General features: G+C 54.0%; 28 protein-coding genes and 3 tRNA genes. 18 read left to right on the forward strand and 13 right to left on the reverse strand.

The genetic code is table 11. The features are described from left to right. Window positions 1–46: 46 nt before the first annotated feature. Window positions 47–361, forward strand: coding sequence for an L-rhamnose mutarotase (gene rhaM, locus ACCC84_RS02300; protein ID WP_004964532.1), 315 nt, complete (start codon window positions 47–49; stop codon window positions 359–361). A gap of 44 nt (window positions 362–405) precedes the next feature. Here rhaM and ACCC84_RS02305 read toward each other — a convergent pair whose 3' ends face one another. The 6 genes from ACCC84_RS02305 to ACCC84_RS02330 form a co-directional block, all read right to left on the reverse strand. Continuing rightward, window positions 406–1203: a DNA/RNA non-specific endonuclease gene (locus ACCC84_RS02305; protein WP_004964530.1), complete on the reverse strand. Its 798-nt coding sequence runs from the start codon at window positions 1201–1203 to the stop codon at window positions 406–408. 227 nt (window positions 1204–1430) lie between these two features. Further along, window positions 1431–3425 carry a BCCT family transporter gene (locus tag ACCC84_RS02310; protein ID WP_004964527.1) on the reverse strand — a complete coding sequence of 665 codons (1995 nt, stop codon included), beginning with the start codon at window positions 3423–3425 and terminating at the stop codon, window positions 1431–1433. A 271-nt stretch (window positions 3426–3696) separates the two neighbouring features. Beyond that, on the reverse strand, window positions 3697–5157 hold the full coding sequence (locus ACCC84_RS02315; protein ID WP_004964524.1) for a TrkH family potassium uptake protein: 1461 nt from the start codon (window positions 5155–5157) through the stop codon (window positions 3697–3699). Window positions 5158–5284: 127 nt separating this feature from the next. Beyond that, entirely contained in the window at window positions 5285–5596 is a 312-nt protein-coding gene (locus ACCC84_RS02320; protein WP_004964522.1) for a hypothetical protein, read from the reverse strand. 233 nt (window positions 5597–5829) lie between these two features. After that, on the reverse strand, window positions 5830–6429 hold the full coding sequence (wrbA, locus tag ACCC84_RS02325) for an NAD(P)H:quinone oxidoreductase (protein ID WP_004964519.1): 600 nt from the start codon (window positions 6427–6429) through the stop codon (window positions 5830–5832). A gap of 76 nt (window positions 6430–6505) precedes the next feature. Further along, window positions 6506–7123 (reverse strand): LysE family transporter, encoded by a 618-nt coding sequence (locus ACCC84_RS02330; protein ID WP_198772716.1) that lies wholly within the window; start codon window positions 7121–7123, stop codon window positions 6506–6508. 67 nt (window positions 7124–7190) lie between these two features. Between ACCC84_RS02330 and ACCC84_RS02335 the strand changes: the two genes are divergently transcribed. Together ACCC84_RS02335 and ACCC84_RS02340 are read left to right on the forward strand one after the other, a co-directional pair. After that, a complete protein-coding gene (locus tag ACCC84_RS02335) occupies window positions 7191–8105 on the forward strand; it encodes a LysR family transcriptional regulator (RefSeq protein WP_371901504.1) in 915 nt (304 codons plus the stop codon). An 84-nt stretch (window positions 8106–8189) separates the two neighbouring features. After that, the gene (locus ACCC84_RS02340) at window positions 8190–8366 is read left to right on the forward strand and encodes a hypothetical protein (RefSeq protein ID WP_004964516.1); all 177 of its coding nucleotides are present in this window, start codon (window positions 8190–8192) and stop codon (window positions 8364–8366) included. Here the strand turns inward: ACCC84_RS02340 and ACCC84_RS02345 are convergent. Continuing rightward, the gene (locus ACCC84_RS02345) at window positions 8363–8938 is read right to left on the reverse strand and encodes a helix-turn-helix domain-containing protein (protein WP_198772715.1); all 576 of its coding nucleotides are present in this window, start codon (window positions 8936–8938) and stop codon (window positions 8363–8365) included. The two genes, ACCC84_RS02340 and ACCC84_RS02345, sit on opposite strands and share 4 nt — an antisense overlap. 67 nt (window positions 8939–9005) lie before the next feature. On the opposite strand from ACCC84_RS02345, the gene ACCC84_RS02350 reads away from it, so the two are divergent. Beyond that, a complete protein-coding gene (locus tag ACCC84_RS02350; protein WP_371901657.1) occupies window positions 9006–9926 on the forward strand; it encodes a DMT family transporter in 921 nt (306 codons plus the stop codon). 49 nt (window positions 9927–9975) lie between these two features. On the opposite strand, the gene cycA is transcribed toward ACCC84_RS02350, so the two are convergent. Continuing rightward, window positions 9976–11376, reverse strand: coding sequence for a D-serine/D-alanine/glycine transporter (gene cycA, locus ACCC84_RS02355; protein ID WP_004964510.1), 1401 nt, complete (start codon window positions 11374–11376; stop codon window positions 9976–9978). A 766-nt stretch (window positions 11377–12142) separates the two neighbouring features. On the opposite strand from cycA, the gene ACCC84_RS02360 reads away from it, so the two are divergent. After that, on the forward strand, window positions 12143–12973 hold the full coding sequence (locus tag ACCC84_RS02360) for an alpha/beta fold hydrolase (RefSeq protein ID WP_004964504.1): 831 nt from the start codon (window positions 12143–12145) through the stop codon (window positions 12971–12973). A 60-nt stretch (window positions 12974–13033) separates the two neighbouring features. On the opposite strand, the gene ACCC84_RS02365 is transcribed toward ACCC84_RS02360, so the two are convergent. After that, window positions 13034–13255, reverse strand: a complete 222-nt coding sequence (locus ACCC84_RS02365) for a hypothetical protein (protein ID WP_004964500.1) — start codon at window positions 13253–13255, stop codon at window positions 13034–13036. 234 nt (window positions 13256–13489) lie between these two features. On the opposite strand from ACCC84_RS02365, the gene ACCC84_RS02370 reads away from it, so the two are divergent. Continuing rightward, the gene (locus ACCC84_RS02370; RefSeq protein ID WP_004964499.1) at window positions 13490–13918 is read left to right on the forward strand and encodes a universal stress protein; all 429 of its coding nucleotides are present in this window, start codon (window positions 13490–13492) and stop codon (window positions 13916–13918) included. Between the two features lie 110 nt (window positions 13919–14028). Continuing rightward, entirely contained in the window at window positions 14029–14184 is a 156-nt protein-coding gene (locus ACCC84_RS02375; RefSeq protein WP_004964484.1) for a hypothetical protein, read from the forward strand. A gap of 14 nt (window positions 14185–14198) precedes the next feature. On the opposite strand, the gene ACCC84_RS02380 is transcribed toward ACCC84_RS02375, so the two are convergent. Further along, entirely contained in the window at window positions 14199–14558 is a 360-nt protein-coding gene (locus tag ACCC84_RS02380; RefSeq protein WP_004964476.1) for a hypothetical protein, read from the reverse strand. A gap of 182 nt (window positions 14559–14740) precedes the next feature. Here ACCC84_RS02380 and ACCC84_RS02385 point away from each other — a divergent pair, with 182 nt between their 5' ends. Next, a complete protein-coding gene (locus tag ACCC84_RS02385) occupies window positions 14741–15439 on the forward strand; it encodes an extensin-like domain-containing protein (protein ID WP_198772712.1) in 699 nt (232 codons plus the stop codon). A 271-nt stretch (window positions 15440–15710) separates the two neighbouring features. Next, window positions 15711–16142: a hypothetical protein gene (locus ACCC84_RS02390; RefSeq protein WP_004964469.1), complete on the forward strand. Its 432-nt coding sequence runs from the start codon at window positions 15711–15713 to the stop codon at window positions 16140–16142. A gap of 77 nt (window positions 16143–16219) precedes the next feature. Here the strand turns inward: ACCC84_RS02390 and ACCC84_RS02395 are convergent, their stop codons facing one another. Beyond that, the gene (locus ACCC84_RS02395) at window positions 16220–16444 is read right to left on the reverse strand and encodes a DUF2594 family protein (RefSeq protein WP_004964465.1); all 225 of its coding nucleotides are present in this window, start codon (window positions 16442–16444) and stop codon (window positions 16220–16222) included. 600 nt (window positions 16445–17044) lie between these two features. On the opposite strand from ACCC84_RS02395, the gene uvrY reads away from it, so the two are divergent. From uvrY to ACCC84_RS02440, 9 genes are all read left to right on the forward strand, one after another. Beyond that, a complete protein-coding gene (uvrY, locus tag ACCC84_RS02400; RefSeq protein WP_039992225.1) occupies window positions 17045–17701 on the forward strand; it encodes a UvrY/SirA/GacA family response regulator transcription factor in 657 nt (218 codons plus the stop codon). Next, complete coding sequence (gene uvrC, locus ACCC84_RS02405) at window positions 17694–19526, forward strand: excinuclease ABC subunit UvrC (RefSeq protein WP_273867517.1); 1833 nt, start codon at window positions 17694–17696, stop codon at window positions 19524–19526. The genes uvrY and uvrC overlap by 8 nt, the downstream gene beginning before the upstream one ends. Before the next feature lie 58 nt (window positions 19527–19584). After that, entirely contained in the window at window positions 19585–20133 is a 549-nt protein-coding gene (pgsA, locus tag ACCC84_RS02410; RefSeq protein ID WP_004964461.1) for a CDP-diacylglycerol--glycerol-3-phosphate 3-phosphatidyltransferase, read from the forward strand. Window positions 20134–20277: 144 nt separating this feature from the next. Beyond that, window positions 20278–20353: transfer RNA gene (locus tag ACCC84_RS02415), tRNA-Gly, on the forward strand. Between the two features lie 57 nt (window positions 20354–20410). Further along, window positions 20411–20484, forward strand: a tRNA-Cys gene (locus tag ACCC84_RS02420). 10 nt (window positions 20485–20494) lie between these two features. Next, a tRNA-Leu gene (locus ACCC84_RS02425) sits at window positions 20495–20580 on the forward strand. Window positions 20581–21602: 1022 nt separating this feature from the next. After that, window positions 21603–21848 carry a hypothetical protein gene (locus ACCC84_RS02430; RefSeq protein ID WP_004964460.1) on the forward strand — a complete coding sequence of 82 codons (246 nt, stop codon included), beginning with the start codon at window positions 21603–21605 and terminating at the stop codon, window positions 21846–21848. An 842-nt stretch (window positions 21849–22690) separates the two neighbouring features. Then, window positions 22691–22828, forward strand: coding sequence for a hypothetical protein (locus tag ACCC84_RS02435; RefSeq protein WP_164844319.1), 138 nt, complete (start codon window positions 22691–22693; stop codon window positions 22826–22828). A 173-nt stretch (window positions 22829–23001) separates the two neighbouring features. Beyond that, window positions 23002–23313: a cupin domain-containing protein gene (locus ACCC84_RS02440; RefSeq protein WP_004964456.1), complete on the forward strand. Its 312-nt coding sequence runs from the start codon at window positions 23002–23004 to the stop codon at window positions 23311–23313. A 39-nt stretch (window positions 23314–23352) separates the two neighbouring features. Here the strand turns inward: ACCC84_RS02440 and ACCC84_RS02445 are convergent, their stop codons facing one another. Both ACCC84_RS02445 and ACCC84_RS02450 read right to left on the reverse strand, forming a co-directional pair. Further along, the gene (locus ACCC84_RS02445) at window positions 23353–23601 is read right to left on the reverse strand and encodes a hypothetical protein (protein WP_004964452.1); all 249 of its coding nucleotides are present in this window, start codon (window positions 23599–23601) and stop codon (window positions 23353–23355) included. A gap of 162 nt (window positions 23602–23763) precedes the next feature. Beyond that, a complete protein-coding gene (locus ACCC84_RS02450; protein ID WP_004964449.1) occupies window positions 23764–25803 on the reverse strand; it encodes a glycoside hydrolase family 31 protein in 2040 nt (679 codons plus the stop codon). Between the last annotated feature and the right edge of the window lie 2 nt (window positions 25804–25805).

The following is a 25805-nucleotide window of genomic DNA, read 5'->3' on the forward strand; positions in this document are numbered from 1 at the left end:
GTGTGGTGCCGCAGTTCGCCCGGCATCAGTGCGGAGGAAACGGACAATGATACGCAAGGCTTTTGTCATGCAGGTAAACCCCGAGGCGCATGCCGAATATCAGCGGCGGCATGACCCGATCTGGCCGGAGTTGGCGCAGGTGCTGAAGGCCCATGGCGCGCACCATTATTCTATTTTTCTCGATGAAACGCGGCATTTGCTGTTTGGCGTGGTGGACATAGAATCGCAGGCGCAGTGGGATGCAGTGGCACAAACCGAGATTTGTCAGCGCTGGTGGCGATATATGAGCGAGCTGATGCCCAGCAACGTCGATTTCAGCCCGGTGACTACTTCGCTACGCGAGGTGTTTTATCTGAAGTAATCAGCAGGGGCGCGGTTGTCGCCCCTGCTGGCCTCATGTCGAGCTTAGCGCTGGCAGCCCATCAGTTCGGGCAGTACGCCGGGTTTTTGTTTCAGCGTGGCTTGCACGTCATCAGGCAGGCCGGCCCACAGGATCAGACCACTGCGTTTTTCAACCTCGTCAACCGTCACGCGAAACTGGCAGAAGTCAGCGCCGCGCGGCGTATTCTGGTCGAAGATAAACGCGGCGTAATGATTAACCTCCGGGCTGTTATTGATGAAAATCACTTTCCAGTAGCCGCTGGGGATGGTGTGGCTCTTGGTGGTTCCCGGCAGTTTTCCCATATCACGTTCGTACAGCGGCCCGGTCACGGTATAGACCGAGCTGATGTCGGCGCGTGCGATCAACTTGCGCTCCTGATCTTCCAGCGCGGCCCAGGAGCCCTGGTTAAGATCGGATTTTTGCGGCGTAATGTTGGACAGATAGTTCAGCGACTCCCAGTCCGACACGTTGGCCAGTGAGGCCAGCGGCGCCTGATGTCCCCGGTCCACCTGCAGCGCGGCGTTGGCGCCAGTGTAGTCGGCAGGTGCCAGCGTCTGTGCCGGATCCAGCGCCGGGTCGGTGCGCCAGGTGCGTGATTTGCCACTGGCCAGCGTATCTTTGGTGATGTGGTAGGCAACCCAATTGGCAAACTTGGTGTCGCCGTTGTTATTCAGCGTGTAGGCGTGGCGAACAATTGACAGGTTAGAATCGCCGCCGGTCGGGCAACCGACCGCACAATTGTCGATGGATTCCAGCGTGGCGGCACCGGCCTGGGTTGCCAGCAGCAAGGCGGAAAGGGCAATAATTCTGGACAAGCGCATAGTGATATCCTCAATAAGTTGGCAAAATACTGTACGTATATACAGTCATTTGAACTTATCGCAGTGATGCGGATACAACAATGCAGCGCCCTGGTTTCTTGAATGTGTCAGGGTTGATACATAGATAAATAAAATATCTAAAACAAAAACCGCCCCAGACGGGGCGGTGAGAATAAGGGGAATCCGGCGTTGCCTATCGAATGGGCCACTCGGTCACCCTGTGACAGTTAGCGCACCAGATGCAAGAAGTGCAGGTGTTTCTCGTACTGATCGAGGATATCGTGAATGATCTGCTCCTGTGTCCAGCCCATCACGTCGTAATCCTGGCCGCCTTCCTTCAGATGAACTTCGCCGCGGTAGTACTTATGCTCCTCGTCACGTTGTTCATCGTTCAACCCGGCCAGGGCAAAGGCCGGTTGAATGTAGGCACGCAGGCGCACTTCATAGACAAAGTTCAGATCCTCGCCCAGATCCACTTCAAAACGGATACGGTCGTCTTGCGAGTCGTCAATCGAGGAAACGGTACTCTGCTTGGCCAGTTCCGCTTCTACCAACGTCATTGCCGGTTGCACTACTTCACTGACAAAGCGTTTCACCTGAGAGCGTTTCGGGAAATAGGCAATATTGCGCAAACGACGCTGCCACGAGATCGGATTGCGGGCGGCGGTAGGCGCAATGGTGGTCATCATCTGACTGTCACGCTTGTAGGCGTCGACTCGCAGCGCCTTCAGCAGACCGTAAATAGACACCAGCAGAATGATTGAAAACGGCAGGGCGCTGGCGATGGTCACGGTTTGCAACGCGCTCAGGCCGCCGGCAAGCAGCAGGGCTATAGCCACCACGCCCATCAACCCGGCCCAGAAGATACGCTGCCAGATTGGCGTTTGGTCATTGCCGCCGGAGGCCAGCGTATCGACCACCATCGCACCCGAGTCGGCAGAGGTAACAAAGAACACCACCACCATCGCCATGGCGATAAACGACAGGATATTGGAGAACGGGAAGTGCTCGAGGAAGTTGAACAGCGCCAGCGAAACGTCGTTCTGCACCGTGCTGGCCAGATCGCGAGCGCCTTCATCCATAATCAGATGAATGGCGCTGTTACCGAAGAAGGTCATCCACAGCAGCGTGAAGCCGGCAGGAACAAACAGCACGCCGGTGACGAATTCGCGGATGGTGCGGCCGCGGGAAACGCGCGCGATAAACATGCCGACGAATGGCGACCACGACAGCCACCAGCCCCAGTACAGCAGCGTCCAGCCCCCCAGCCAGTTGCTGGATTTAGGCTCATAGGCGTATAGGTTGAAGGTTTTGCTGACGATTTCAGACAGATAACCGCCGGTGTTTTCCACAAAGGATTTCAGCAGCAGCACCGTTGGACCGAGCACCCCGACCATCACCAGCAGCAGCACCGCCAGACCAAGGTTCAGTTCGGACAGAATGCGAATGCCTTTGTCCAGCCCGGATACCACCGACAGCGTGGCCAACGCGGTGATCACCACGATCAGTACCACCTGCACCGTTTCGTTTATCGGCAAGCCGAACAGGTGATTCAGCCCGGCATTAACCTGCAAGACGCCATAGCCCAGCGAGGTCGCGACGCCAAACACGGTACCGATAACCGCAAAGATGTCGACCGCATGGCCAATCGGCCCATAGATGCGATCGCCGATAATCGGATATAGCGCCGAACGCAGCGTCAGCGGCAGGCCGTGACGGTAACTGAAGAACGCCAGGATCAGTGCCACGATGGCATAAATCGCCCAGGCATGCAGGCCCCAGTGGAAGAAGGTCAGGCGCATGGCCTGTTTAGCCGCTTCCACTGTTTCCGGCGTGCCGACCGGCGGCGAAAGATAGTGCATCACCGGCTCGGCGACGCCAAAGAACATCAGGCCGATGCCCATGCCGGCAGAAAACAGCATCGCAAACCACGACACGTAGCTGAAGTCAGGTTGGGCGTGATCCGGCCCGAGTTTGATATTGCCGTAACGTGACAAACCTAAAAAGGTGACGCTCAGCAGAATCAGCGCCACCGCCAAAATATAGAACCAACTGGCGTTGGTGAAAATACCCTGTTGCAACGCTTTGAATTTGCGATCTGCCAATTCGGGATAAAAGGCCGCAAACGCCACCAGGACAAAAATCAAGATGGCGGAAATATAAAATACCGGAGGATTGATATGGCTACGACGTGCCACGTTTTCAGTGTCGTTTTGGCTCATAGAATACCTTTTAGCTAGTCCGTTAGGGAGTTAGGCTAATCGTTTTAACAACTCCATAAAAACGGGCGCAGCAACGCCCGAAACAGTGTGCGAGGCAGTATACCTTAAAAGGGCGCCATTTTTCAGGCTTCTGGTTAAAACGGCTATTATTGCTAATGCCTTTAGAACTTTTGACTATATGAAAATCACGCTGCCAGACGGCACGATAACGCCGGTGCTCTCGGTGACACCGGCGTCAGCAGCCACGTATTAAGCGTAGCAGGAAAGTGGTTTAGAAGCGCCAAAAGGCGCGCGAACACAAAATCAGGATTGGGTAAATTTCCAGACGGCCAAACAGCATGGCGGCACACATCAGCCACTTGGCCGAATCGCTCAGGGTGCCAAAACCGGCGGCGGTCTCACCAAAGCCCAACCCCATGTTGTTGATGCAGGCGGCGACGGTAGCGAACGACGTCATGATGTCGTATCCCATCAGGTTCAGCGCCCAAATAAAGAAGCAACTGAATAAGACGTACAGGAAAAAGAAGCTCCACACCGAGCGTAGCACCCGATCGTGGATCGGGGCGTTACCCACTTTGATGGTGAAGATGGCGTTCGGGTGCACCAGTTGATTGACTTCGTGGCGGCTCTGCTTGTACATGATCAAAAAGCGCAACGCCTTGATGCCGCCGCAGGTTGAGCCGACGCAGCCGCCAAAGAAGCTGGCTGCCAGCAATAGCATGATGGTATGCGAGGGCATCTGTGCGTAGTCGGCGGTGGCCAGGCCGTTATCGGTCATCATTGAACTGGTGAGGAAGAAACCGTGAACAAAGGCGTCTTTCGCGCCGTACATGTCAGCACGGTAAAGCTCAACCACTACAATTGCGACGACGATCGACAGGATCAGCAAAAAGAAGCGCAGTTCGGGGTTGCGATAGAGCGGTTTGAAGCTGCGCCTGCCGACGGCAACGAAATACAGCGTAAAGTTGACCGCCGCCAGGATGGAAAAAATACCGCCGACCATTTCCACCGCCGAACTGTCGAAATAGCCGAGGCTTTCATTGCGGGTCGAAAAACCGCCGAGCGAAACGGTGGAGAGCCCGTGACACAGCGCGTCAAACCACGGCATGCCGGCCACGCGAAACGCCACGGTGCATAGCAGGCCCAATGCCAGATAAATCAGCCACAGGTTTTTGGAGGTATCGGCCAGGCGCGGCGTCAGCCGCTCTTCCTTGAACGGGCCGGGCATTTCCGACTGGTACAGTTTGGCGCCACCGATACCCAGCAGCGGCAGCACCGCCACCGCCAGTACGATAACCCCCAAACCACCGATAAAATTAAGCTGGGAACGGTAATAGAGCACCGATTTAGGCACGCCGGAAACGTCGTTCAACACCGATGCGCCAGTGGTTGTGATACCTGAAACGCCCTCGAACACCGCGTCGACCAGGCTGATATTGAGGCTATCATCCAGCCATAACGGCATGGCGCTGATTAAAGAAAATAGGAACCAAAACAAAACGATAATTAGAAAACCGTCCTGGGTGCGCAGCTGTACCCTGGACTGCCGGCTACTGAACCAGCCCAGTCCTCCGAGCGCACCAACGATCACCAGCGTGTAAAAGAAGGAAAAAACGCTTTTTTCCTTGTACAGCAGTGCCATCAGCAACGGTGGAATCATGGAAAGACTGTAGAGAACAACCAAAAAACTACACAGGTGGACAACGATAAGAATTTGTTTTGTTTTAACCATGCTTGCGCCCAAGCCGCCGTTGGCAATACGTCCAGTTAGTCAGACAATGCGTAAAGAATAAAGCGGGCAATATAAAAATTTCGTAAAAATTGATCATGCCCGCCAGCATTGGCCCGTTTTTTGACGCTTATTCCAGCAAGGCATTCACCGTATGGCGTACATAGTGCGTCATTTGCGCCAGGTCGTCGGCCGAAACCGGGCCGCCACCGGCTTTAACCACCTGCTGTTCTATTTGGCAAATTTCCTGCTCAACCTTGTTGGCGATCTGAACCTTGACGATTTTATCCACCGATGACAGCAAAACCTTGAGCACCATTTTCAACGCCATGGTTTCGCAAAATGAATCATAGTGATGGGCCGCAGGGGGGGCGACCGGCGGCACATCCGCACGCGGGGCCATAGCCTTTAAATTGTCTACATTTTCAATAATAAGATCCATGTCTCTTATTAGTTCATCAAAATCTTTAGACACTGACTTATTTCCCTTTGCAATGCGCAAAATAGACAACGCCTGCCGCAGGGCGCGAAGCCGAGCGGAAAAGCAGGACGAATTTCGACCGTGACGTTCAGCAAATGAATGGCAGGGTGGCCGCATTTTAGCGCCGGTGTGACGCCGCAACAAGATCGGGCCGGTGGCTGTCCGGCCCCAGGGAAGAGTAGTACGGTGAATGTTCAGCTTTTCAGCTTGGCGGTCAGACTGGCGACGTATTCACCCTGATAGCGCGCGATGTTGAGTTCTTCTTGGCTGGGCTGGCGCGAGCCATCGGCACCGGCAATGGTGGTGGCGCCATAGGGCGTGCCGCCACGGGTTTTTGAAACGTCAAACAGCTCCGGCGTTTTGTAACCGATAGGTACGATGATCATGCCGTGGTGCGCCAGCGTGGTCCAGGTCGACGAAATGGTGTGCTCCTGACCGCCGCCGGTGCCGGTGGAGGAAAATACGCTGGCAATTTTGCCGTGCAGTGCACCGGACGCCCACAGCCCGCCGGTCTGATCGAAGAAGGTGCGCATCTGGCCGGACATATTGCCAAAGCGGGTTGGCGTGCCGATGATGATCGCATCGTACTCTGCCAGCTCTTGCGGGCTGGCAACCGGCGCCGGCTGATCGGTTTTGCCGCCGGCGTTGGCAAAGGCCTCGGCCGGCATGGTTTCCGCTACCCGTTTCACGCTAACCTCAATGCCGCTGACTTTGCCGGCTCCCTCGGCAACCGCCTGTGCCAGCGTTTCAATATGCCCGTACATCGAGTAGTAAAGCACCAATAGTTTCGCCATCTTGCTTCTCCTGCGTTGCTGAATAAAACCCCATCGCTAAGCATAGAAGCTAACCGGCAAGTTGGCGCGTGCGGCGTTAACGGATACCGGCCAGCGCCAGCAATCCGCCAAAGGCAATCAACAGACTGCCGAACAGCCGGTCGATGCCGCTGCGCAAACGCAGGAACTGCGCATTGATACGCGGCGTTGAAAACAGCAGCGCGACCAAACTGAACCAGATGATATGCGCAATGGCAATAAACAGACCGTAGGCGATCTGAATACCGAGCGAGGTATGCGGGTTGACCACCTGCATAAACAGACTGACGATAAAGATGGTGGTTTTGGGATTCAGCAGATTGGTCAGAAAACCTGTTTTAAGTGCGTTAAAATCACCGATGGCGTTAGCGGCGCGCTCGGCATTCGCCGACGGGGCAGCGGCCTGTCGCAGCATGCCTACGCCCAGATAGATCAGATAGGCAGCGCCGATGATTTTCAGCAGGTTAAACAACCACAGCGACTGCTGTATCAGCACCCCAACGCCAATCAGCGTATAGCCGACATGGATCAACACACCGGAACCGATGCCAATGGCGGTAAGGATCCCACTGCGCCGGGAGTTCAACAAACTGTTGCGCGATACCATGGCGAAGTCCGGTCCCGGACTGATGACGGCGAGTAAGGTAATGGTGACGACGGCGATAAATTCGGTCATAGTTGCCCTGCTTGATGAAGCGTAAGAGAAGGCGGATTGTGGCGGAAAGGGAGTCGCGGGACAAACGATGAAAACTGACGATATCAGTGAGAAAATATCACCTAAAATCGGCCGGCAGATTTCGTTGGGCGGGCTACGCTGTTTTGCGGCCGCCGCCCGGCTGGAAAGTTTTACCCAGGCGGCGAGCTCGCTGAATCTGACGCATGGCGCAGTCAGCCGGGCAGTGCGCGCATTGGAGGATGAGCTGGGGCTGGCGTTATTTGAACGGCGTCATCGGCGGGTATATCTCACCGCCGCCGGCAGCACGTTGCTCCACGCCACTCAGCAGGCGTTTGGCATTCTTGAGCACGCGGTGCAGGGGCTCTATCGCCAGGCGCAGCAGGCTCCGATCGTACTGTCCTGCGAGCCGACCCTGTTAATGCGCTGGTTGATCCCACGTCTGCCGTCGTTCCAGCAGGCGCACCCGGAAATCAACGTGCAACTGGTAGCGGGTGGCGGGCCGGTGGTGTTTCACGATGGCATTACGCTGGCGATTCGCCGCAATGACTTTGCCTGGGAGCGCCATATTTACAGTTGCGTGCTGTTTGCCGAGAAGGTCGGCCCGGTCTGTAAACCGGAAGCACTCGCGCGTTTTGTCGAGGGCAGTGGCAGCGATCTCCGCCTGCGCCGCGATGCGGTGCTACTGCACAGCGCGACGCGACCGACGGCGTGGGACGACTGGGCGCAAGCGCAGGGGATGACGCTCGACGGGCTGGCGCAACAGCGTTTTGATCACTTCTATTTCAGCCTGCAGGCCGCGTCCGCCGGGCTCGGCATCGGCATCGGTCCATGGCGGCAGGTGCGCGACGATATTCACGCCGGCATGCTGGTGGCGCCGTTTGGCTTTCAGCAGGACGGCAGCAGTTACTGTCTGTTGACGCCGCAACCCATCGCGCCCGGCAGCGCCGTCGAACAGTTGCAGCGTTGGCTGCAACAGCAATAACCTCTACGCTAGCCGAGTCGTCATCGGTAACGGCATTATTTTGGGTATACACTGAAGGGATGTGCAACAGCTGGAGCAACCCCGATGGATCAGTGTCGTGGTATCAAGCGGATTTTATTGGCAAGCGGCGCCATAAAGCACGTTGTGGTCGAGGATCGACTTGGCAATCAGCGCGTTTTTGCCGCCAAGGATTATATTTCGGAAGGCATTCAGCCGCCGCTGGAGGAACTGCCGGAACAGCGGGCCGACAATGACGACTAAAACGTCACGTTGCGGATAAACCGTAGCGGTTCGCTGCCGCGGTTGGCATAGGCATAGTGTTGATCGCTGTTGAACACGTGGGTCTGGCCGGCGCTCAGGGTCAACGTCTGTTGCGTCAGGATCAGCGTCATGCTGCCGCTGACCACGTAAATGATTTCGTGCCAGCCTTGCGCATCCGGTAGCGAGTCGTAGTGCTCGCCGGGCATCAGCGTCCATTGCCACAGCTCCACGCGCTGCCGGGCCGGTACGCTGGCAGCAAGAATGGCCTGACTCTGCGGTTGGTTACCTTGCCAGGCCAATTCGCCAATCAGGTGATTGCCGCGCGCGTCAGGTGCCTGAATCAAATCGGTAAATGATACTTCAAGCGCTGCCGCCAGTTTGTCCAGCACGGCCAGACTGACGTTGCGATCGCCGGCCTCGATCCCCGCCAGCATCCGCCGGCTAACGCCAGAGAGCCCGGCCAGCGCCATCTGACTCAGGCCCGCCTGTTGGCGGTATCCCCGCACATTGCTGCTGAGGTATTGCAGCACCCGCAGCGCGTCGGGCTTTCCATTGTGCATTATATTGCTCATTGTCTGTTGATGCCTCATACTGGCAGGATCTGTGCATTATATTGCACTCTGCATGAAGGGCAAGTCGGTGTCATCGGTCAAAAAATCCTTTTTCTCTCGCCTGTTTCTGAAGATAAAACCTCAGGAGGCGATACTTATTTTTATCACCATGATTTGGGGCGGCACCTTTTTGGCGGTGCATCACGCGATGATGGTCAGCGGCCCGTTTTTCTTTGTCGGGCTGCGATTTGGCACCGCCACCTTGGCGCTGGCGCTGTTTTCGCTGGGTAGCCTGCGCGGCCTGACCTGGTACGAATTCAAGGCTGGCGCGTTTATTGGTATTTCCATCATGTTTGGCTATGGTTTGCAAACCGTTGGGTTACAGACCATCAGTAGCAGTCAGTCCGCTTTCATCACCGCGATGTACGTGCCGATCGTACCATTGCTGCAATGGCTGGTGCTGGGGCGCTTTCCCGGCATCATGTCGTGGCTTGGCGTACTGCTGGCGTTTACCGGCCTGATGCTGATGGCCGGGCCTGGCAGTAATGAAATGACGCTGTCCCTGGGCGAGATCCTGACGCTGGTCAGCACGCTGGCGATCGCGGCCGAAATCATCCTGATTGGCGCCTACGCCGGTAAGGTAAACGTCAAACGCGTCACCCTGGTGCAGTTGGCTACCGCGTCGCTGCTGTCGTTTTTGATGATGGCGCCCACCGGGGAGTCCATACCGGCGTATTCCAATTATCTGCTGTACAGCGCGGTTGGGCTGGGCATCGCCAGCGCGTTGATCCAGGTTACCATGAACTGGGCCCAGCGTAGCGTGTCGCCGACGCGTGCCACGGTGATTTATGCCGGCGAGCCGGTATGGGCAGGGATTGTCGGGCGCATGGCCGGTGAGCGTTTACCGGGCATTGCGCTGCTCGGCGGTGCGTTGATCGTTATTGGGGTGATCGTCAGCGAACTGCGCATTCGGCGCAGGGCCAAGCCGGATACGCTCACCGAGGGCTAAGCGTCGAAGTGAGGCGAGCAGGGGATGTCTGACATCCCCTGAACCCGCATCAGGCGCGTTTTTTGTTGCGCGCCAGCCCGTAGCCGATGCCCAGCACCACGAACCACAGCGGCGTTACCATCAGTGCCTGGCGGGTGTCGCTCTGCAAGGTCAGCAAGACCAGTACAAAGGCGAAGAACGCCATGCATACCCAGCACATCAGTTTACCGGCCGGCATTTTGTAGACCGATTTCTGATGCAGTTCCGGGCGTCGCTTACGGTAAACCAGGTATGAGCACAGAATGATGCTCCAGACGAACATGAACAGGATCGCCGATACGGTGGTTACCAGCGTGAATACCGTCACTACGTTCGGGATCAGATAAATCAGCACCACGCCACTCAGCAGGCAAATGCAGGAAAACGTCAGACCGTTGGCCGGCACCGCGCGTTTGGACAGTTTGGCGAAGGGCTGAGGTGCGTCACCCTGTTGTGCCAGGCCGTACAGCATGCGGCTGGTAGAAAACACGCCGCTGTTGGCAGATGAGGCAGCAGAGGTCAGCACCACGAAATTGATCACGCTGGCCGCCGCAGGTAGGCCAATCAGCACGAACAGTTCAACGAACGGGCTCTTGTCCGCCACCACCGAGTTCCACGGCGTTACCGACATGATAACGATCAGCGAACATACATAAAACATGATGATGCGCAGTGGAATGGCATTGATGGCGCGTGGCAGTACTTTTTCCGGATTTTTGGTTTCAGCTGCCGTGGTGCCCACCAGTTCGATGCCGACAAAGGCGAAAACCGCGATCTGAAAACCGGCGAAGAAGCCGCTGATGCCTTTAGGGAACATGCCGCCGTCGTTCCACAGATGGGAGAACGAGGCCACCGTACCGCTCGGAGAAGGGTAATGGATGGCAATCATCACCAGACCGGCAACGATCAGGCCGACTATCGCGACGATTTTAATCATGGCGAACCAGAATTCCATTTCACCAAACATTTTCACCGTGGCCAGGTTGAGACTGAGCAACAACAGGACGCACAGCAGCGAAGCGACCCATTGCGAAAGCTCGGGGAACCAGAACTGGGCGTAGGCGGTGATCGCCACCACGTCGGCAATGCCGGTGACGACCCAGCAGAACCAGTAGGTCCAACCGGTGAAGAACCCGGCCCATGGGCCGAGCAGATCGGCGGCGAAGTCGCTAAAGGATTTGTACTGTAAGTTCGACAGCAGCAATTCGCCCATCGCGCGCATAACAAAAAACAGCATAAAGCCGATGATCATATAGACAAAAATGATCGAAGGCCCAGCCAGACTGATGGTTTTCCCTGAGCCCATAAACAGACCGGTGCCGATAGCGCCGCCGATGGCGATCAGTTGTATATGGCGGTTGGAAAGGTTTCTTCGAAGGCTATCTTCTGATGCAGCGTTGTCGCTGTCGGTATTTTTAGCGTGATCGACCATCTGATGATGTCCTGTTTTTACCTGTCATGAATGGAATTACCAGCTCTGTTGTGGCTGTTTTTTATACGTTTAGCCCGGCGGTGCCGGCTTTTTAAGATAGTGCAATATTTTCATCAGCGCATAATCTCAGCGTACGTCGAAACGCATGTGCTGATGACGCCAGCCAGGCTGGGCGGGCGTTCAGGGGGCGCAAGGTTACTCCTGGTTACCGCAAATTAACAGTCCCTGGCGAGGCTATCTCTTTGATAATAAAACGGCTTAAAAAATCGCATGAGAAAAACTAATGTGGGGTGATGTAAGCCATATCGCCGACAGCGTTGCCGCCGATGGTTATCGATGGGAGAGCGAAAAACGACGGCGGGCGGTAAGTTGCGCAGCGGCTGCGCTGCGCGTCGCCGGCCAGGTGACAGCAAAATCATTTGCTTAGGTTTTTCAGCCTGCGCTGGCGGAGGCTTTGCCGTTGCTGATATATGCCCTGAAAATTAATCATGCGTCTGCCGCAACGGCAGGATGGCTAAGCCCATTTGGCGCGTTAGCCACGCCTCGACAGGCAAAACTCATGCCGCACGGCGGCAACTGACCTGCAAAACAGATCATGGAAATCATGCGACTCAATACGTCGCGCATGGACGTTGCTGCATCTGCAGGCGTTGCGGGCTACGCAGAGTGCCATTCGCTAGTCCATACTTAATGACATTGGTTTGTCACGTCAGGGGCGTAACCTGAACGCAAATACGCCTTTCCCATCACTACATGGAGTATAACGATGTCCAATAGCACTACGCTCAAGCTGAAAGATGGCACTCTGCTTTATTACAAAGATTGGGGCGAGGGCCAACCGGTAGTGTTCAGTCACGGCTGGCCGCTGTCCGGGGACGCTTTTGAAGATCAAATGCTGTTCCTCGCGTCACACGGCTATCGAGTGATTGCGCACGACCGTCGCGGGCATGGACGTTCTTCACAGCCGTGGGATGGCCATAACATGGACCAGTATGCCGACGATCTGGCAGAGTTGACGGCGGCGCTGGATTTACAGAATGCGGTGCATGTCGGCCATTCCACCGGCGGCGGTGAAGTGGCACGCTACATTGCCCGTCACGGTACCGAACGGGTGGCCAAGGCGGTGCTGATTGGCGCCGTGCCGCCGATTATGCTGAAAACCGATTTTAACCCGAACGGTTTGCCGTTGTCGGTATTTGATGGCATTCGTGACGGCGTGGTTAACGACCGGTCGCAATTCTTCAAGGATCTTTCCGAGACCTTCTACGGTTTCAATCGCCCGAACTCACAGCCATCGCAAGGGATGCGTGACAGCTTCTGGTTGCAGGGCATGCAGGGTTCCATCAAGGCGCTGTATGATTGTGTTGCAGCATTTTCCGCCACCGATCAGCGGGAGGATTTGCAGCGCATGACCATTCCTACCCTGGTGATTTATGGTGATGACGATCAGATAGTACCGCCGATCTCCTCCAGCCAGGCCGCGTTGAAACTGTTACCGAACGCGCAGGAAAAGGTCTATCCCGGCGCATCGCATGGCTTGTGCAGCACCCACAAGGCGCAGATTAACCAGGATCTGCTGGACTTCATCCAACGCTGAAACATCTCGCCAGAAACAGAAGCCTGCCGGCTTCTGTTCTTTGGCATGCGTAACGGACCGCTAGCGTTTTTGCCGTTGTTCCGCTTCGCCGGCCTCTGCCGCTTCATCTGCCCTGGCTGCGGTATAGCCCGCCAGATGCCCGACCACGTTGGCATAAATGCTGATGATAATCACCCACAGGACGCTGTTCTTCCACCAGATGACGGACGGTATCGCCAAAATGATCCATAAAAACGACATCGCCAAATGTGCTTTCTTGATAACGGCAGGCGTCAGTTTCATCGCTCAAGCTTCCTTATAGTGGGGAAATGGTAAGCATAGCGGGCCCACCTTGTTCTGTGGCTTTCGGGGATTGTCGGGATGATAACCAGGCTGTTTTTGTTGATTTATTGTTAAATACTTTCAAGCGGTTATTTAGAATCGCTGGCCGATCACAAAAAACGCCTAACAGATTCCTCCTTATCATCGCAGAGCAGTAAGCTAGGCTCAGTAGAGCGACTCAATAAGGGGCGGAATATGTACAAGACAATATTAGTGCCAGTAGATATTGATGAAGAAAAACTGACGGAAAACGCGCTTAAACACGTGGAGTATCTGGCAAAAGCCTCTGGCGCCAAGGTGCATTTCTTCCATGCGTTGCCGGATGCGTCCGCTTTTGTTACCGCTTATTCGTTCGGCATCAAAGAGTTTGAAAATCAGGCTGAAACACAGGCCATTGATAAGCTAAAGAAAATAATCTCCGAAATGGATATTCCCCTGGAGCGGCTCGCCTACACCATCAGTTTTGGCTCACCGCGTGACGAAGTGTTGCAACTGGCCGAAGAGATAGATGCCGATCTGATCGTCATCGGCTCTCGCCGGCCCAGCGTAAAAACCTACCTGCTTGGTTCGAACGCCGCCGCCATCGTGCGACACGCGAAAACCTCGGTGATGGTGATCCGCTAACTGCCAACCCAGGCCGGCGATTGCCGGCCTGGAACCGGCTGAGGCAATGCCGGCAGTGGTTCAAAAATGCTACACTCAGGCATAATGTCCTCTGAACAGGCGAAAGAAGGATGACCAACGCGCTGATTACCTTGGGAATATGCCTGTTGTTAATGCCATTACTGCTGTGGCTGATTGGCAAAGCGTTAGCAACGGCGAAAAACAAGCCACACGAAGAAGATAAAACCAGGCCGAAAACCGGTATGCCGCACGGTGACGACGAATAGCGACCAGGCGTGGATTACCACTGTGGCCAATAATAGGTTTTTTCGTGCCAGCCTTTGCCGTACATGCAGGCGGCGATAGTTGCCGTGCGGGCATCCTGGTTGCGATCGCTTTGCACCGTACGCAACGACGGTCGCGGCTCGTAGCGATAGCCGTTCGGGCAGGTTTTCTTGTTTTTTTCGCAGGTGACGTATTTATCGCCGTAATCAAATTCGATATCCCGCACCACATCCGGCGGAAAGCGATCGAAGCCACGCGCTTCGCATGCTGCGTAGTCGGCCTGGCGGGCGACATCATTGGCACCGGGCCGTTCCCATCGGCTACAGCCGGTTAATGTGGCAATTGGCAATATAATTAACAGTCCGTAGGTTTTCATTGCGTCCCTATTTATTCACTTTTCCATGATTGGCGCTCGGATTAATCCTATCCAGAGCGGCGAGGATTCTAACCAAGTTGTGGTTAAAATAAAAGTGAGAATGGTTCTTGTTTGCATCCCGTTAAGGGTAGCGCGACGTCGCCATCACCTATACTCAAGTTTTAGCCTCGGCGAGGGTAATTATGCGGCGGTGGGGAATGGGTATTCTGATCATACTGGTCATGGCGGGCAGTGCGCCGTGGTGGCTGCGGCAATTGCCGCCAGGTTATCACCCGTTTTCGCCGCTGTCGGTCAACGATCCGCCGACGTTTATTACGCGCCTGAAGCTGCAACGGCTGGCGGACGATCCGCAGGCGTGCAGATCGGCGTTGGTACAGGCGCGGGATGCCGGCTACGTGGCGTTTCGCCAGGTCGCCGATGTCGCTGGTGACTGTCCGCTTGCGGCACCGATACGCGTACAGGGCTTTGGCCAGGTCAAGCTCAGCTCAAGCTTTCTGGCCAGTTGCCCACTGGCGTTGAGCAGCACCATGTTTGTTACCCAGGTCGCCGCACCGCTGGCGCAACGGCAATTAGGGACTCGCCTGACGCGCATCGATCATCTTGGCAGTTATGCCTGCCGCAATATTTATCATCGTCCAACTGGGCGTCTGAGTGAACATGCAACGGCAGATGCCTGGGATGTTTCCGGGTTTCACATGGCGAATGGCCAACGGCTGAGAATAGAAAAACAGTGGTCGAAACCCACCGACAACGGCATATATTTACGCAAGGTGTTCAATGACGGGTGCGGTTTTTTTGGCAATGCGCTCGGGCCGGAATATAACGCTGCGCATGCCAATCATTTTCATTTCGCAATGCGCGGTTTGGGTAGTTGCGGATAAATAAGCCTAAACTTACCCAAGTCTGAGAATAATCTTAAGTTGTGACTATCGGTGCCGCGAGCGTTATTTCCCACGTTCGCAATGCTTATTTTTGGTAGCTTGCTTGCGCAGTGAGAAGCGCTATTTGTGCTCTGACCGGGCGCAATAAGCGGGCAGGCCATGCCATCAGCGCGTGGGAACTAGTCCTATTTTTCATCACTTGCCGCTTTCAACTGGGGTAGCAGGCGTTTATCTTGCTATTATCAGGGCTTGTTTTTTCGAGGAGTTCAGGATGAAGCACTACGCAGCGTTACTTATTACCACCGTGCTGTTATCAGGCTGTGCCACGCAGGCCGTTCCGCCACAACAGGCAAAATCAGCGCCGCCGAGCCGCCTGATGCTTTATCAAAATCTGCCGACGACCCCTTATGCCACGATAATCATCGTGCGTGACAGTGGCATGCTGGCCGGCTCGTGCCGCACCGGGGTTTATTTGAACGGTGAATTTGCCGCGTCGTTGGCCAGCAAGGAAAAAGCCGAGTTTCGCGTGCCGGTAGGCAATAATACGCTGGGTATTGGCCAGGACATGATAGAAAACGATCTGTGCATCTGGCGTGATACCAACGGCCAGCAGCCGATGACTCTGCGAGCGGGCGAAGTACGCTATTTCCGCATTGGTGGCGATATGCGGCGTGGTTTTATTTTGCAGCCAGGGCGCGCATAGCCCATTGCAGCGAGATAAGAAACAGGCCCGCATTGCGATTGCGGGCCTGGCAAGCCGTCAGCGGAAAACGGCCAGAATTATTGGCGATAAGCATGCTTAATCTGTAACAGGCTGTTCTTGAACACTTCCGCTTGCGCAGGATCTTCAATCTGCGCAATAAACCGCTCCAGATTGATAATGACTTTCCCGGCATCCGCCTGGCCGATCGATTTGAGGATCAGCGTCAGGGTGGCTTTCAGGCAGGCGACTTCCGTTGCCAGCGTCTGTGGATCTGCGGACGTAGTGAAATCAACGTTGCTCATTTTATCTCCTGATTTTGAGGCCGTAGCCGAATAAACGCGGTTTAATGCACTCCAACTGCGATCCAATTCACTTTGGCGCGCGGCAGTGCAGTTTTCTGGGCGCGGAGTATAGCATAGCACCGCGCGGTCACGTGTAACGTTCGACCGAGAGTTTTCTTTATATCGCGCCGCAGGCTGCCAGTGACGGTTAATCTGCAACAAAAATTATCTTTGTGGCGCGATGCCGTTTAATGAATAGTTATCGACATGCAGCGACACACAATATTGTGCATAGATATTTCCAAATGGTTAATAGGTATTCGATGCGCATGTTATTGAATGTAATCACAGCCTATTTATAAATACAAATTCGCCGGTTTTGCCGATTTATGCGGTATGATTGCTTTACGGCTAGACGTCTCTTTGTCTGCGATTGCACTTATCTGCAGCAAAACGGCTAAATCGGCTGAACCACCAAGAAAATAGGTAAAATTAGGCCTGCTCCGCAAAGTTATTCGGACGTACGTATTAATCTGTATTCATTCTTTGCTGAAAAACAAGTAATATCGGGTGCGATTACAGAGGCTGATTGCGTACTCCCCTTTTTTTGGAGATTTTTCCTTGATTAGCGTTCTTCTTGTTGATGACCACGAACTGGTGCGCGCAGGGATACGACGCATTCTTGAAGATATCAAAGGCATAAAAGTTGTCGGTGAGGCCCAGTGCGGTGAAGATGCCGTGAAATGGTGCCGCGGCAACGCGGTAGATGTCGTGCTGATGGACATGAACATGCCGGGTATCGGGGGGCTGGAAGCCACGCGAAAAATTGTGCGTTACGTACCCGACATCAAGGTCATCATGTTGACCATCCATACCGAGAACCCATTGCCGGCCAAGGTGATGCAGGCGGGAGCCGCCGGCTACCTGAGCAAAGGTGCGGCGCCGCAGGATGTGGTAAATGCCATTCGTTCGGTACATGCCGGTCAACGTTATATTGCCTCGGACATTGCGCAACAGATGGCGCTTAGCCAGTTGGAACCGCAGACAGAAACGCCGTTCAATTGTTTATCTGAGCGCGAGCTGCAAATTATGTTGATGATTACCAAAGGGAAAAAGGTAAACGAGATTTCAGAACAGTTGAATCTCAGCCCCAAGACGGTAAACAGCTACCGCTACCGCATGTTCAGCAAACTGAACATCAGCGGTGACGTAGAGTTGACCCATTTGGCCATCCGACATGGATTGTTTAATGCGGAGACTTTGTTAAGCGGTGAGTGAGCGTTTCGATGCGAAGGCATTCCTTAAAACCGTAACCAGCCAGCCCGGCGTCTATCGCATGTATGATGCCACTGGCACGGTTATTTATGTCGGTAAAGCCAAAGACCTGAAAAAACGTCTTGCGAGTTACTTTCGCCTGCAGGTCGGCAGCCGTAAAACGGAAACCCTGGTTAAAAATATCGCGCAAATAGACGTTACTGTTACACATACCGAAACAGAAGCGCTATTGCTGGAACATAATTACATTAAATTATATCAGCCACGATATAATGTTCTTTTGCGTGACGATAAATCTTATCCGCTGATTTTTCTCAGCGGTGACACGCATCCACGGTTGGCTATCCATCGTGGCGCCAAACACGCCAAAGGTGAATATTTCGGGCCATTCCCGAACTCCTATGCGGTGCGTGAAACGTTGGCGCTGCTGCAAAAGCTGTTCCCGATTCGCCAATGCGAAAACAGCGTCTACCGCAATCGCTCGCGCCCCTGCCTACAGTATCAGATTGGCCGTTGCCTGGGGCCATGCGTAGCCGGCCTGGTGAGTGAAGACGAATACCAGCGGCAGGTCGAATACGTCCGGCTGTTTCTGGCCGGCAAAGATCAGCAGGTTCTGCATCAGTTGATCGAGCGGATGGAAAGCGCCAGCAAGGAACTGAACTTTGAAGAGGCCGCGCGGGTGCGCGATCAGATCCAGGCGGTGCGGCGCGTAACTGAACGGCAGTTCGTCTCCGGCAACGGTGACGATCTGGATGTGATCGGCGTGTCGTTTAAATCCGCTATGGCCTGCCTGCACGTACTGTTTATTCGTCAGGGCAAGGTGCTTGGCAGCCGCAGCTATTTCCCGAAAGTGCCGAGTGGCACCGATATCGCGGAAGTGGTGCAAACCTTCGTCGGGCAGTTTTATTTGCAGGGTAGCCAGGCGCGAACGCTGCCTGGCGAGATCCTGCTGGACTTCACGCTGCCGGAAAAAACGCTGTTGGCGGAATCGTTATCTGAACTGGCGGGGCGCAAGATTGCCATTCAAAGTAAACCCCGCGGCGATCGCGCGCGTTACCTGAAACTGGCGCGCACCAATGCCGCTACGGCGTTGTCTACCAAACTGGCGCAACAGTCGACCATCCATCAACGCATGGCAGAATTGGCGAAAACGCTCCATCTGGCCGAAATTAATCGCATGGAATGCTTTGATATCAGCCATACTATGGGCGAACAAACCATCGCTTCCTGCGTGGTGTTCGATGGCAACGGTCCGCAGCGCTCAGAGTACCGCCGCTATAATATTACCGGCATCACGCCGGGCGATGATTACGCAGCGATGGCGCAGGTGCTGCGTCGCCGTTACGGTAAGGCGCTGGAAGAGAACAAAATCCCGGACGTGATCTTCATTGACGGCGGCAAGGGCCAGCTCGGTATGGCCATTGACGTCTTTAACTCGCTGGAGGTGCCGTGGGACAAAAGCAAACCGTTACTGATTGGCATCGCCAAAGGGGCGGATCGCAAAGCCGGTTTGGAAACGCTGTTTTTTGTGCCGGAAGGTGAGGGCATCTCCCTGCCGTCTGATTCACCGGCGTTGCACGTGATTCAACATATTCGTGATGATTCCCATAATCATGCGATAACCGGCCATCGTCAGAAACGGGCGAAGGTCAAGAATACCAGTGCCTTGGAGTCGATTGAGGGCATTGGACCAAAACGGCGTCAGATGCTGTTGAAGTATATGGGCGGACTTCAACCATTATTGAATGCCAGCGTTGAGGAAATTGCAAAAGTGCCGGGTATTTCACAAGCATTGGCAGAAAAGATCCACAATGCATTGAAACACTGAGGGCAATGTAGCAACATACTCTTAATTTCCACTCCAGCCAGATAGTTACCGTAGCATTATGCAATTGAATATACCGACGTGGCTTACCCTGTTTCGTGTAGTTCTGATCCCATTCTTTGTTCTGGCATTTTATCTGCCGTTCACCTGGGCCCCAATGGTTTGCGCCACCATCTTCGTGTTTGCTGCGGTAACCGACTGGTTTGACGGCTTTTTAGCCCGGCGCTGGAAACAAACTACCCGCTTTGGCGCGTTCCTTGACCCGGTTGCCGACAAGGTAATGGTGGCAATGGCGCTGGTGCTGGTGGCCGAGCATTACCATGCCTGGTGGATAACCCTGCCGGCTGCCACCATGATCGCGCGTGAAATCATTATTTCTTCCCTGCGCGAGTGGATGGCCGAGATCGGCAAGCGCAGCAGCGTCGCAGTGTCATGGATCGGCAAAGTGAAAACCACCGCACAGATGATGTCGCTGGTTGGCTTGCTGTGGCGTCCAGATCGCAGCGTCGAGTATGCGGCGATCGGCTTGTTATACATCGCGGCGGTGCTGACATTCTGGTCGATGTTCCAATATTTGAATGCGGCACGTAACGATTTGCTGGAACCGTGATCAATGCGCTGCAAAAATCGTCAAACGATCGTAATGAGCCAACAATTTTATTGACTCATTACGTCAGGTAAGTAGAATGCATCGCATCAGACGGCAGCGATGATTTGCAGAAAGTTAGCAAAAAAATCAGTGAGTTCTGATAATGCGGGAATAGCTCAGTTGGTAGAGCGCAACCTTGCCAAGGTTGAGGTCGCGAGTTCGAGCCTCGTTTCCCGCTCCAAATTAAATCAGGCTGGTGTTTCACGAGCCTTGAGCCTGCAAAGGCAAACAGCATTACGGCGCGTTAACAAAGCGGTTATGTAGCGGATTGCAAATCCGTCTAGTCCGGTTCGACTCCGGAACGCGCCTCCAATTTTCCCGAGCCCGGGTGGTGAAATCGGTAGACACAAGGGATTTAAAATCCCTCGGCTTATGGCTGTGCGGGTTCAAGTCCCGCCCCGGGTACCAGGGAATAAAAATACCGAATAATCAAAGCAATAGTAGTAATGTCGTCAGCCGCCGCAAGGCGGTTTTTTTGTGTCTGAAAAACGTCTTTCCTAACATCATTCCTAACATCAATTAGCTCTCCCATAAGCGTTACCATGGCTTCTTTGGCTCTCGCTGCTCAATTTTCTCAATGACCTATAACTGGCCACGATGGTGCAGGTACAGCGCGTGCCTGTAGCGCAGAAGTCCTGGTTTGCTTTAACACGCAATCGTGCAATCAAGGCGCAAGCTTGAGAACAATGTCTCAGCCGCCAGGCTGCAGAATTAAAACGGTTATTGATATCAACGGTGGCGATGCACGATCGCTAAACGCGTTCCGACAGGATTGGCAGGGCAAGGGTGGCTGGCGATAAGGGTGATGGCTGTAGGGTTGCACGCTGGCGGGAACGTAACGGGATTTCGCTGTTAAACCAGCAGCAGGTGCTACTTAGCGTGGTCTGGCTTACATGATACGGCGGATGTCGACGTTGATCTGCGGCAGTGGAACAGACTCACCTCACAGGTACAGTACTTGTCTATAGGCGTTTATATTGATGGCGGCGGCAGCGATAATGGCTAGTTGAGTAATTATTCTCAAGCCAATAATTATTTGGTTAATATAAATAATATGAATAAGTTTTCTTTAATTATTTTAAGCACAACGCTGCGGTTGTTGTAGCTAAAGTTTTATTGCTAATTGGTTAGCAATCTATTAATTATTACCCGTCCATTTAACCTGTTCTAGTAATTACAGATGATATTGATTGGATGGCGCTGAGTGATTAACGTCTGGCGACTCCTCGGTTGGAAAATTAAGGAAAAACAGTAGGCATAGCTTGACCGAGCGTTTGTGGCGATCAATAATTTGGGATTATTCCTAAGGTTAATTTTTAATCTAAATACCGCAGTGCAGATAATGTTAATAAATTGATGCGATATTGCTAAATGCAATCATGATTAATGATTGCTAGCATTGGCTCGCCGCTATTCTTATAAAGGGAAATATGAAATATATAAAAATGATTATCACACTGACGCTGGTATTCATCAGTTCTATAGCTTTTGCCGATTTAAGGCTGCCAACGCAGGCAGACTGCGATCCAGAGTCATGGACGATAGACCCGGCAGTTGATTACAGCGCATGTCCTGCCGTAGAGAGTATTATTCCACCAGATGACTCTGACCCGATGCCAAAAGATGAGAGGCAATTGCAGCTATTGGGTGAGGCGCCAAAAGGAAATGAAAATTGAAAATCGCCATTGCATTATTAATGACTGCAATGGTGGTCATTGTTGGTATTGTTGGACTGGTATTGTTGGCATATAAAATTAGCTCAAGAAAAAGATCGCGACGTTGAATGCCATTAAAATTAAACGGTCAGTTTTTACTTAATCACTCAACCTATTTTTGAAAATTGTGTTTTGCTATAAATAACATTTATTCTCCGGTTGATCTTGGATGGCTGCGGCCAGTGATATTACTTATGGAAAGTCATAATTCGTTAATGCATAACTGATGAGGCTCTCCATAAGTGAGTTTTTATGGTCAGCATTAATCCTATGGCGTAATCATTATTGTCCGCGTTAATACCCTGATACTGATTTCGAATCCTGGTAAATAGGGTTAATTAATCGAGACAGGGCAACCAGAGGTGCCCGATAAACGTCGATTCTCATCACGCTAGCGCTGGCGCGGCACGGGTGAAGTTCCATCGTGGCGCCAAGGCCATATTCAACGGCAGGTTCACGCAGTCGGGTAGCGCATGCTCGGTTAGGCAACATTTCGTGGGATAAAAAGCAGCGAGCGCCAGGTGCGGGCGAACGTGTACATGTGATGCCAGGAAGCGCATAACACGCCGTCGCTTCGCCTGACGTCGATGCGCGTCGGCACAGGCTGCCAGCCTATGTTTGCCAGGATAGGGCCACCGCTGCCAGGTTATCCTGCGACTCAACTTGCGTTGAGATGAAGGCCTAATACATAAACATGGCTTATCTATAATGTTACATTTTATGTGTGGCTATTGATGCCGAGGCGGTCATTGCCTATGTTTTATAGGGTCTTATCGGTGGGTTGGAATGAGGAGAAATTGGAAATGACAGATGAGAAGCGTCTTAGCCTGATTGAAAAGTTGGTCATCATCACGTTTGGTGTGGCGATCGCATACTTTATCGTTACGGTTGGATTATCGCTTGATGGTATCGATCGTCCCTGGCCCTTCCCGGTCAGGTAAATAAGTATTCACCAGGGATAATAAAGAATAAAAATAATTACGCCGATCGCCTGGCGTTAACAGGTTGCGCTACAGAGAACATTCTCACTGCCAGTCGGCGTTAAACGCCGATGTACTCCACTGCGAAAAGGAGTAAAGTGATGTTTTATATCGCTATAAAACATAGGTTATAAATGAAAACGTATATCGGTAAAGCGTTTACTGCGGACCGAGCCTGGGGGGCTGTCGACATCGCCAATTTTGAGGGCACATCGGTCCGCCTGCACTGGACGGACAAACCCTATAAGTGGCACGTAAATGACGGACAGGAGGTTTTTGCCGTCATGGATGGGATGGTCGAGATGCGGTATAAAGAGCAGGGGGAACTACGCCAGGTGCTGCTCAACGCGGGTGACATATTTTATGCCGACGTGGGCTGTGAACACGTGGCTCACCCACAAGGCGAAGCGCGGATCCTGGTGATTGAAAAACAAGGCTCGGTTTAAGCTCATTACCCTCAGAAACCGGCTATCAGCATGTACCTGCTAATCGTCGCCTGCGATCGGATAGCCCGCCTGCCGTATCGCCTGTTTACTGTCGCTTACGCCGGCGGCATACCCTGACTCCATTTCGCATACCGGACTGGAACTGCAGTAGGGCAAACGAACGGGTATCGCCAGGCGCTCTTCCAGTTGTTCAATGCGCCGACGAGCGGCCAGCAGTTCGTGCGCTAGCGCGCCAGTGACTCCACTGGCATTGAGCAACTGTTGCAGATAGTCTGCTGTGATTGTCATGATTGACCTCGAAAACACCGATATACCCGTTGAGCCGCAGACGGGGGACCGGCAGTCGTCGGCGCTGGCGGCTGTCTCCTATAGATTAGGACAAGATAGCCCCTTGGCCTGAGAAATCGTCGGCAAAGGGGCTGGCCTGCTTTGGTGAGCCGTGACGTGCTTTTAGCCGGCGGTCAGTCGCGCCACCAGCTCACTGCCTTCACGTATGAATAGCGGAATACTGTCCAGCTCGGCACGAACGGTTACACGCTGTTGCCCGCGATAACGCTCACCGTCGAGGGCAATCCAGTGGTGGTTCCCGGGCAGCCAGACCTCACGCTGACGCGCACCGGCATGCATCACCGGTGCCACCAACAACTCCTCGCCAAACAGATATTGATCTTCCACCTGCCAACTTTGTGGCTCATCGGGATAATGCCAGAACAGCGGGCGCATCAGCGGCTCGCCATGACGGTGGGCATGGTCAAACAGCGCATCGATGTAAGGACGCAATTTTTCACGTATCGCCAGCCAGTGCTGCATGATGGCACCGTTCTCTGCGCCGTAGCTCCACAATTCGTTTGGCGATCCGCTGTTGCACTGCGGGATGCCGTTACGGTAGCTCTCCGGTGGCTGGATCTGTGGTTCGCGATAGCCATGCATGCGCAGTACCGGACAAAATACCGCCCATTGGAACCAGCGAATCAACAGCTCGTGAAACGCCGGATCGTGGATATTACCGCCTTGAAAGCCGCCAATGTCGGTGGTCCACCACGGAATGCCCGCCATGCCCATGTTCAACCCGGCCGCCAGCTGGTTGCGAAACGCATGGAACGAGGAGTGGACATCGCCGGACCAGGCCAGAACGCCAAAGCGTTGGCTACCGGCCCACGAACAGCGTACCAGATTGACGATCTCGGTTTCGCCGTTGGCTTGCAGACCATCATAAAATCCCTGGGCAAAATCTCGCGGGTACTGGTTGCCGACTTCGAGCACTGGACCGGTATGATAGCGATAATTATCAAAATCATAGGCGCGGTATTCCGGCTCCGCCTCGTCGAGCCAGAACAGTTTAATCCCCAGATCGTAGTAGTTTTTCTTCACCGTTTGCCAAACGAAGGCACGAGCTTCGGGATGCGTGGCGTCAAAAAAGGTGGTGTTGCCCATAAAATCGAGATTGACCTGCACGCCGCGATCGCTGGTCACCAGCCAGCCTTTGGCCTTCATCTGTGGGTAGAGTGGGCTTCTGGCTTCTACCGTCGGCCACACCGACACCATCAGTTCAATGCCCATCGCCTTTAACTCGTCGACCATCGCTTTGGGATCCGGCCAGTCGACGGGATCAAAACACCAGGTACCCTGATTGGGCCAGTGGAAGAAATCGATCACCATCACCGACAGTGGTAACTGGCGACGACGGTATTCACGCGCCACCTCCAGCACTTCCTGCTGGTTGCGGTAACGCAGTTTGCACTGCCACAGACCGCTGATAAACGCTGGTGCGGGTGGCGGCGTACCGGTGGCCCGCGCATATTGCCGCGTAATTTGCGGCAGGGTATCGGCGGCGGTGATCCAGTAGTCCATTTCCTGCGTGACCTGCGCGCGCCATTCGGTGTGATTTTTGGCAAATGTCGCTTCACCGATGGCTGGATTGTTCCACAGCAGGCCGTAACCGAGGCTGGATTGCATAAACGGTACGCTGGCCTGCGAATTGCGCTGCGCCAGTTCGAGCGCGCAGCCTTTCAGATCCAGCCAGGGCTGCTGGTATTGTCCCATGCCGTAAATACGCTCTTCAGCCTGGGCTTCAAAGCGTACGGTCAGTTGATATTTTCCCCCCGGCAATGGTTTGAACTCTCGCCCGTCAAGCTTGAGCGCGCTGACGTATTTATCCTGGCTCTTTTCGCTGGCGCCGATGCCGACGGTGGAACGCTGTCGCCACATTTCTTCCAGCAGCAGTTCGCCGTGCTGGTTGTAAAAGGCCAACTGGCCCTTCAGGTTAAGTACCGCGGTGATGTTGCCATTGCGCAGCGTCAGGGTTTCTGCCTCGGTGCTAATGCACGCCGTAACGGGCTCGGCCGGCAGCAGGGCGTGTAACCGATCGCCGAATGCCGGGCTACAGGTGGCACGTACGCGCAGGCTGTTTTTTCCCCAGGGCTCTACGCGCAGAATTTGACGTTCGAATCGCCACTCAATACCGTTGGCGTGTTGAAGAAGTTCGCTCATCA

The organism is Serratia odorifera (assembly GCF_041448735.1).
GTDB lineage: Bacteria > Pseudomonadota > Gammaproteobacteria > Enterobacterales > Enterobacteriaceae > Serratia_F > Serratia_F odorifera.

Excerpts from the sequence above, each read along its gene's own strand:
- ACCC84_RS02305 (WP_004964530.1), bottom strand. The coding sequence starts at position 1,203 with ATGCGCTTGTCCAGAATTATTGCCCTTTCCGCCTTGCTGCTGGCAACC.
- ACCC84_RS02320 (WP_004964522.1), bottom strand. The coding sequence starts at position 5,596 with ATGGATCTTATTATTGAAAATGTAGACAATTTAAAGGCTATGGCCCCG.
- ACCC84_RS02385 (WP_198772712.1), top strand. The coding sequence starts at position 14,741 with ATGCGGCGGTGGGGAATGGGTATTCTGATCATACTGGTCATGGCGGGC.
- ACCC84_RS02335 (WP_371901504.1), top strand. The coding sequence starts at position 7,191 with ATGAAAACTGACGATATCAGTGAGAAAATATCACCTAAAATCGGCCGG.
- ACCC84_RS02360 (WP_004964504.1), top strand. The coding sequence starts at position 12,143 with ATGTCCAATAGCACTACGCTCAAGCTGAAAGATGGCACTCTGCTTTAT.
- ACCC84_RS02445 (WP_004964452.1), bottom strand. The coding sequence starts at position 23,601 with ATGACAATCACAGCAGACTATCTGCAACAGTTGCTCAATGCCAGTGGA.
- ACCC84_RS02310 (WP_004964527.1), bottom strand. The coding sequence starts at position 3,425 with ATGAGCCAAAACGACACTGAAAACGTGGCACGTCGTAGCCATATCAAT.
- ACCC84_RS02370 (WP_004964499.1), top strand. The coding sequence starts at position 13,490 with ATGTACAAGACAATATTAGTGCCAGTAGATATTGATGAAGAAAAACTG.
- ACCC84_RS02390 (WP_004964469.1), top strand. The coding sequence starts at position 15,711 with ATGAAGCACTACGCAGCGTTACTTATTACCACCGTGCTGTTATCAGGC.
- wrbA (WP_004964519.1), bottom strand. The coding sequence starts at position 6,429 with ATGGCGAAACTATTGGTGCTTTACTACTCGATGTACGGGCATATTGAA.
- ACCC84_RS02375 (WP_004964484.1), top strand. The coding sequence starts at position 14,029 with ATGACCAACGCGCTGATTACCTTGGGAATATGCCTGTTGTTAATGCCA.
- ACCC84_RS02365 (WP_004964500.1), bottom strand. The coding sequence starts at position 13,255 with ATGAAACTGACGCCTGCCGTTATCAAGAAAGCACATTTGGCGATGTCG.
- ACCC84_RS02330 (WP_198772716.1), bottom strand. The coding sequence starts at position 7,123 with ATGACCGAATTTATCGCCGTCGTCACCATTACCTTACTCGCCGTCATC.
- ACCC84_RS02395 (WP_004964465.1), bottom strand. The coding sequence starts at position 16,444 with ATGAGCAACGTTGATTTCACTACGTCCGCAGATCCACAGACGCTGGCA.
- ACCC84_RS02315 (WP_004964524.1), bottom strand. The coding sequence starts at position 5,157 with ATGGTTAAAACAAAACAAATTCTTATCGTTGTCCACCTGTGTAGTTTT.
- ACCC84_RS02435 (WP_164844319.1), top strand. The coding sequence starts at position 22,691 with ATGACAGATGAGAAGCGTCTTAGCCTGATTGAAAAGTTGGTCATCATC.
- ACCC84_RS02345 (WP_198772715.1), bottom strand. The coding sequence starts at position 8,938 with ATGAGCAATATAATGCACAATGGAAAGCCCGACGCGCTGCGGGTGCTG.
- rhaM (WP_004964532.1), top strand. The coding sequence starts at position 47 with ATGATACGCAAGGCTTTTGTCATGCAGGTAAACCCCGAGGCGCATGCC.
- ACCC84_RS02380 (WP_004964476.1), bottom strand. The coding sequence starts at position 14,558 with ATGAAAACCTACGGACTGTTAATTATATTGCCAATTGCCACATTAACC.
- cycA (WP_004964510.1), bottom strand. The coding sequence starts at position 11,376 with ATGGTCGATCACGCTAAAAATACCGACAGCGACAACGCTGCATCAGAA.
- ACCC84_RS02440 (WP_004964456.1), top strand. The coding sequence starts at position 23,002 with ATGAAAACGTATATCGGTAAAGCGTTTACTGCGGACCGAGCCTGGGGG.
- pgsA (WP_004964461.1), top strand. The coding sequence starts at position 19,585 with ATGCAATTGAATATACCGACGTGGCTTACCCTGTTTCGTGTAGTTCTG.
- ACCC84_RS02430 (WP_004964460.1), top strand. The coding sequence starts at position 21,603 with ATGAAATATATAAAAATGATTATCACACTGACGCTGGTATTCATCAGT.
- ACCC84_RS02340 (WP_004964516.1), top strand. The coding sequence starts at position 8,190 with ATGGATCAGTGTCGTGGTATCAAGCGGATTTTATTGGCAAGCGGCGCC.
- ACCC84_RS02450 (WP_004964449.1), bottom strand. The coding sequence starts at position 25,803 with ATGAGCGAACTTCTTCAACACGCCAACGGTATTGAGTGGCGATTCGAA.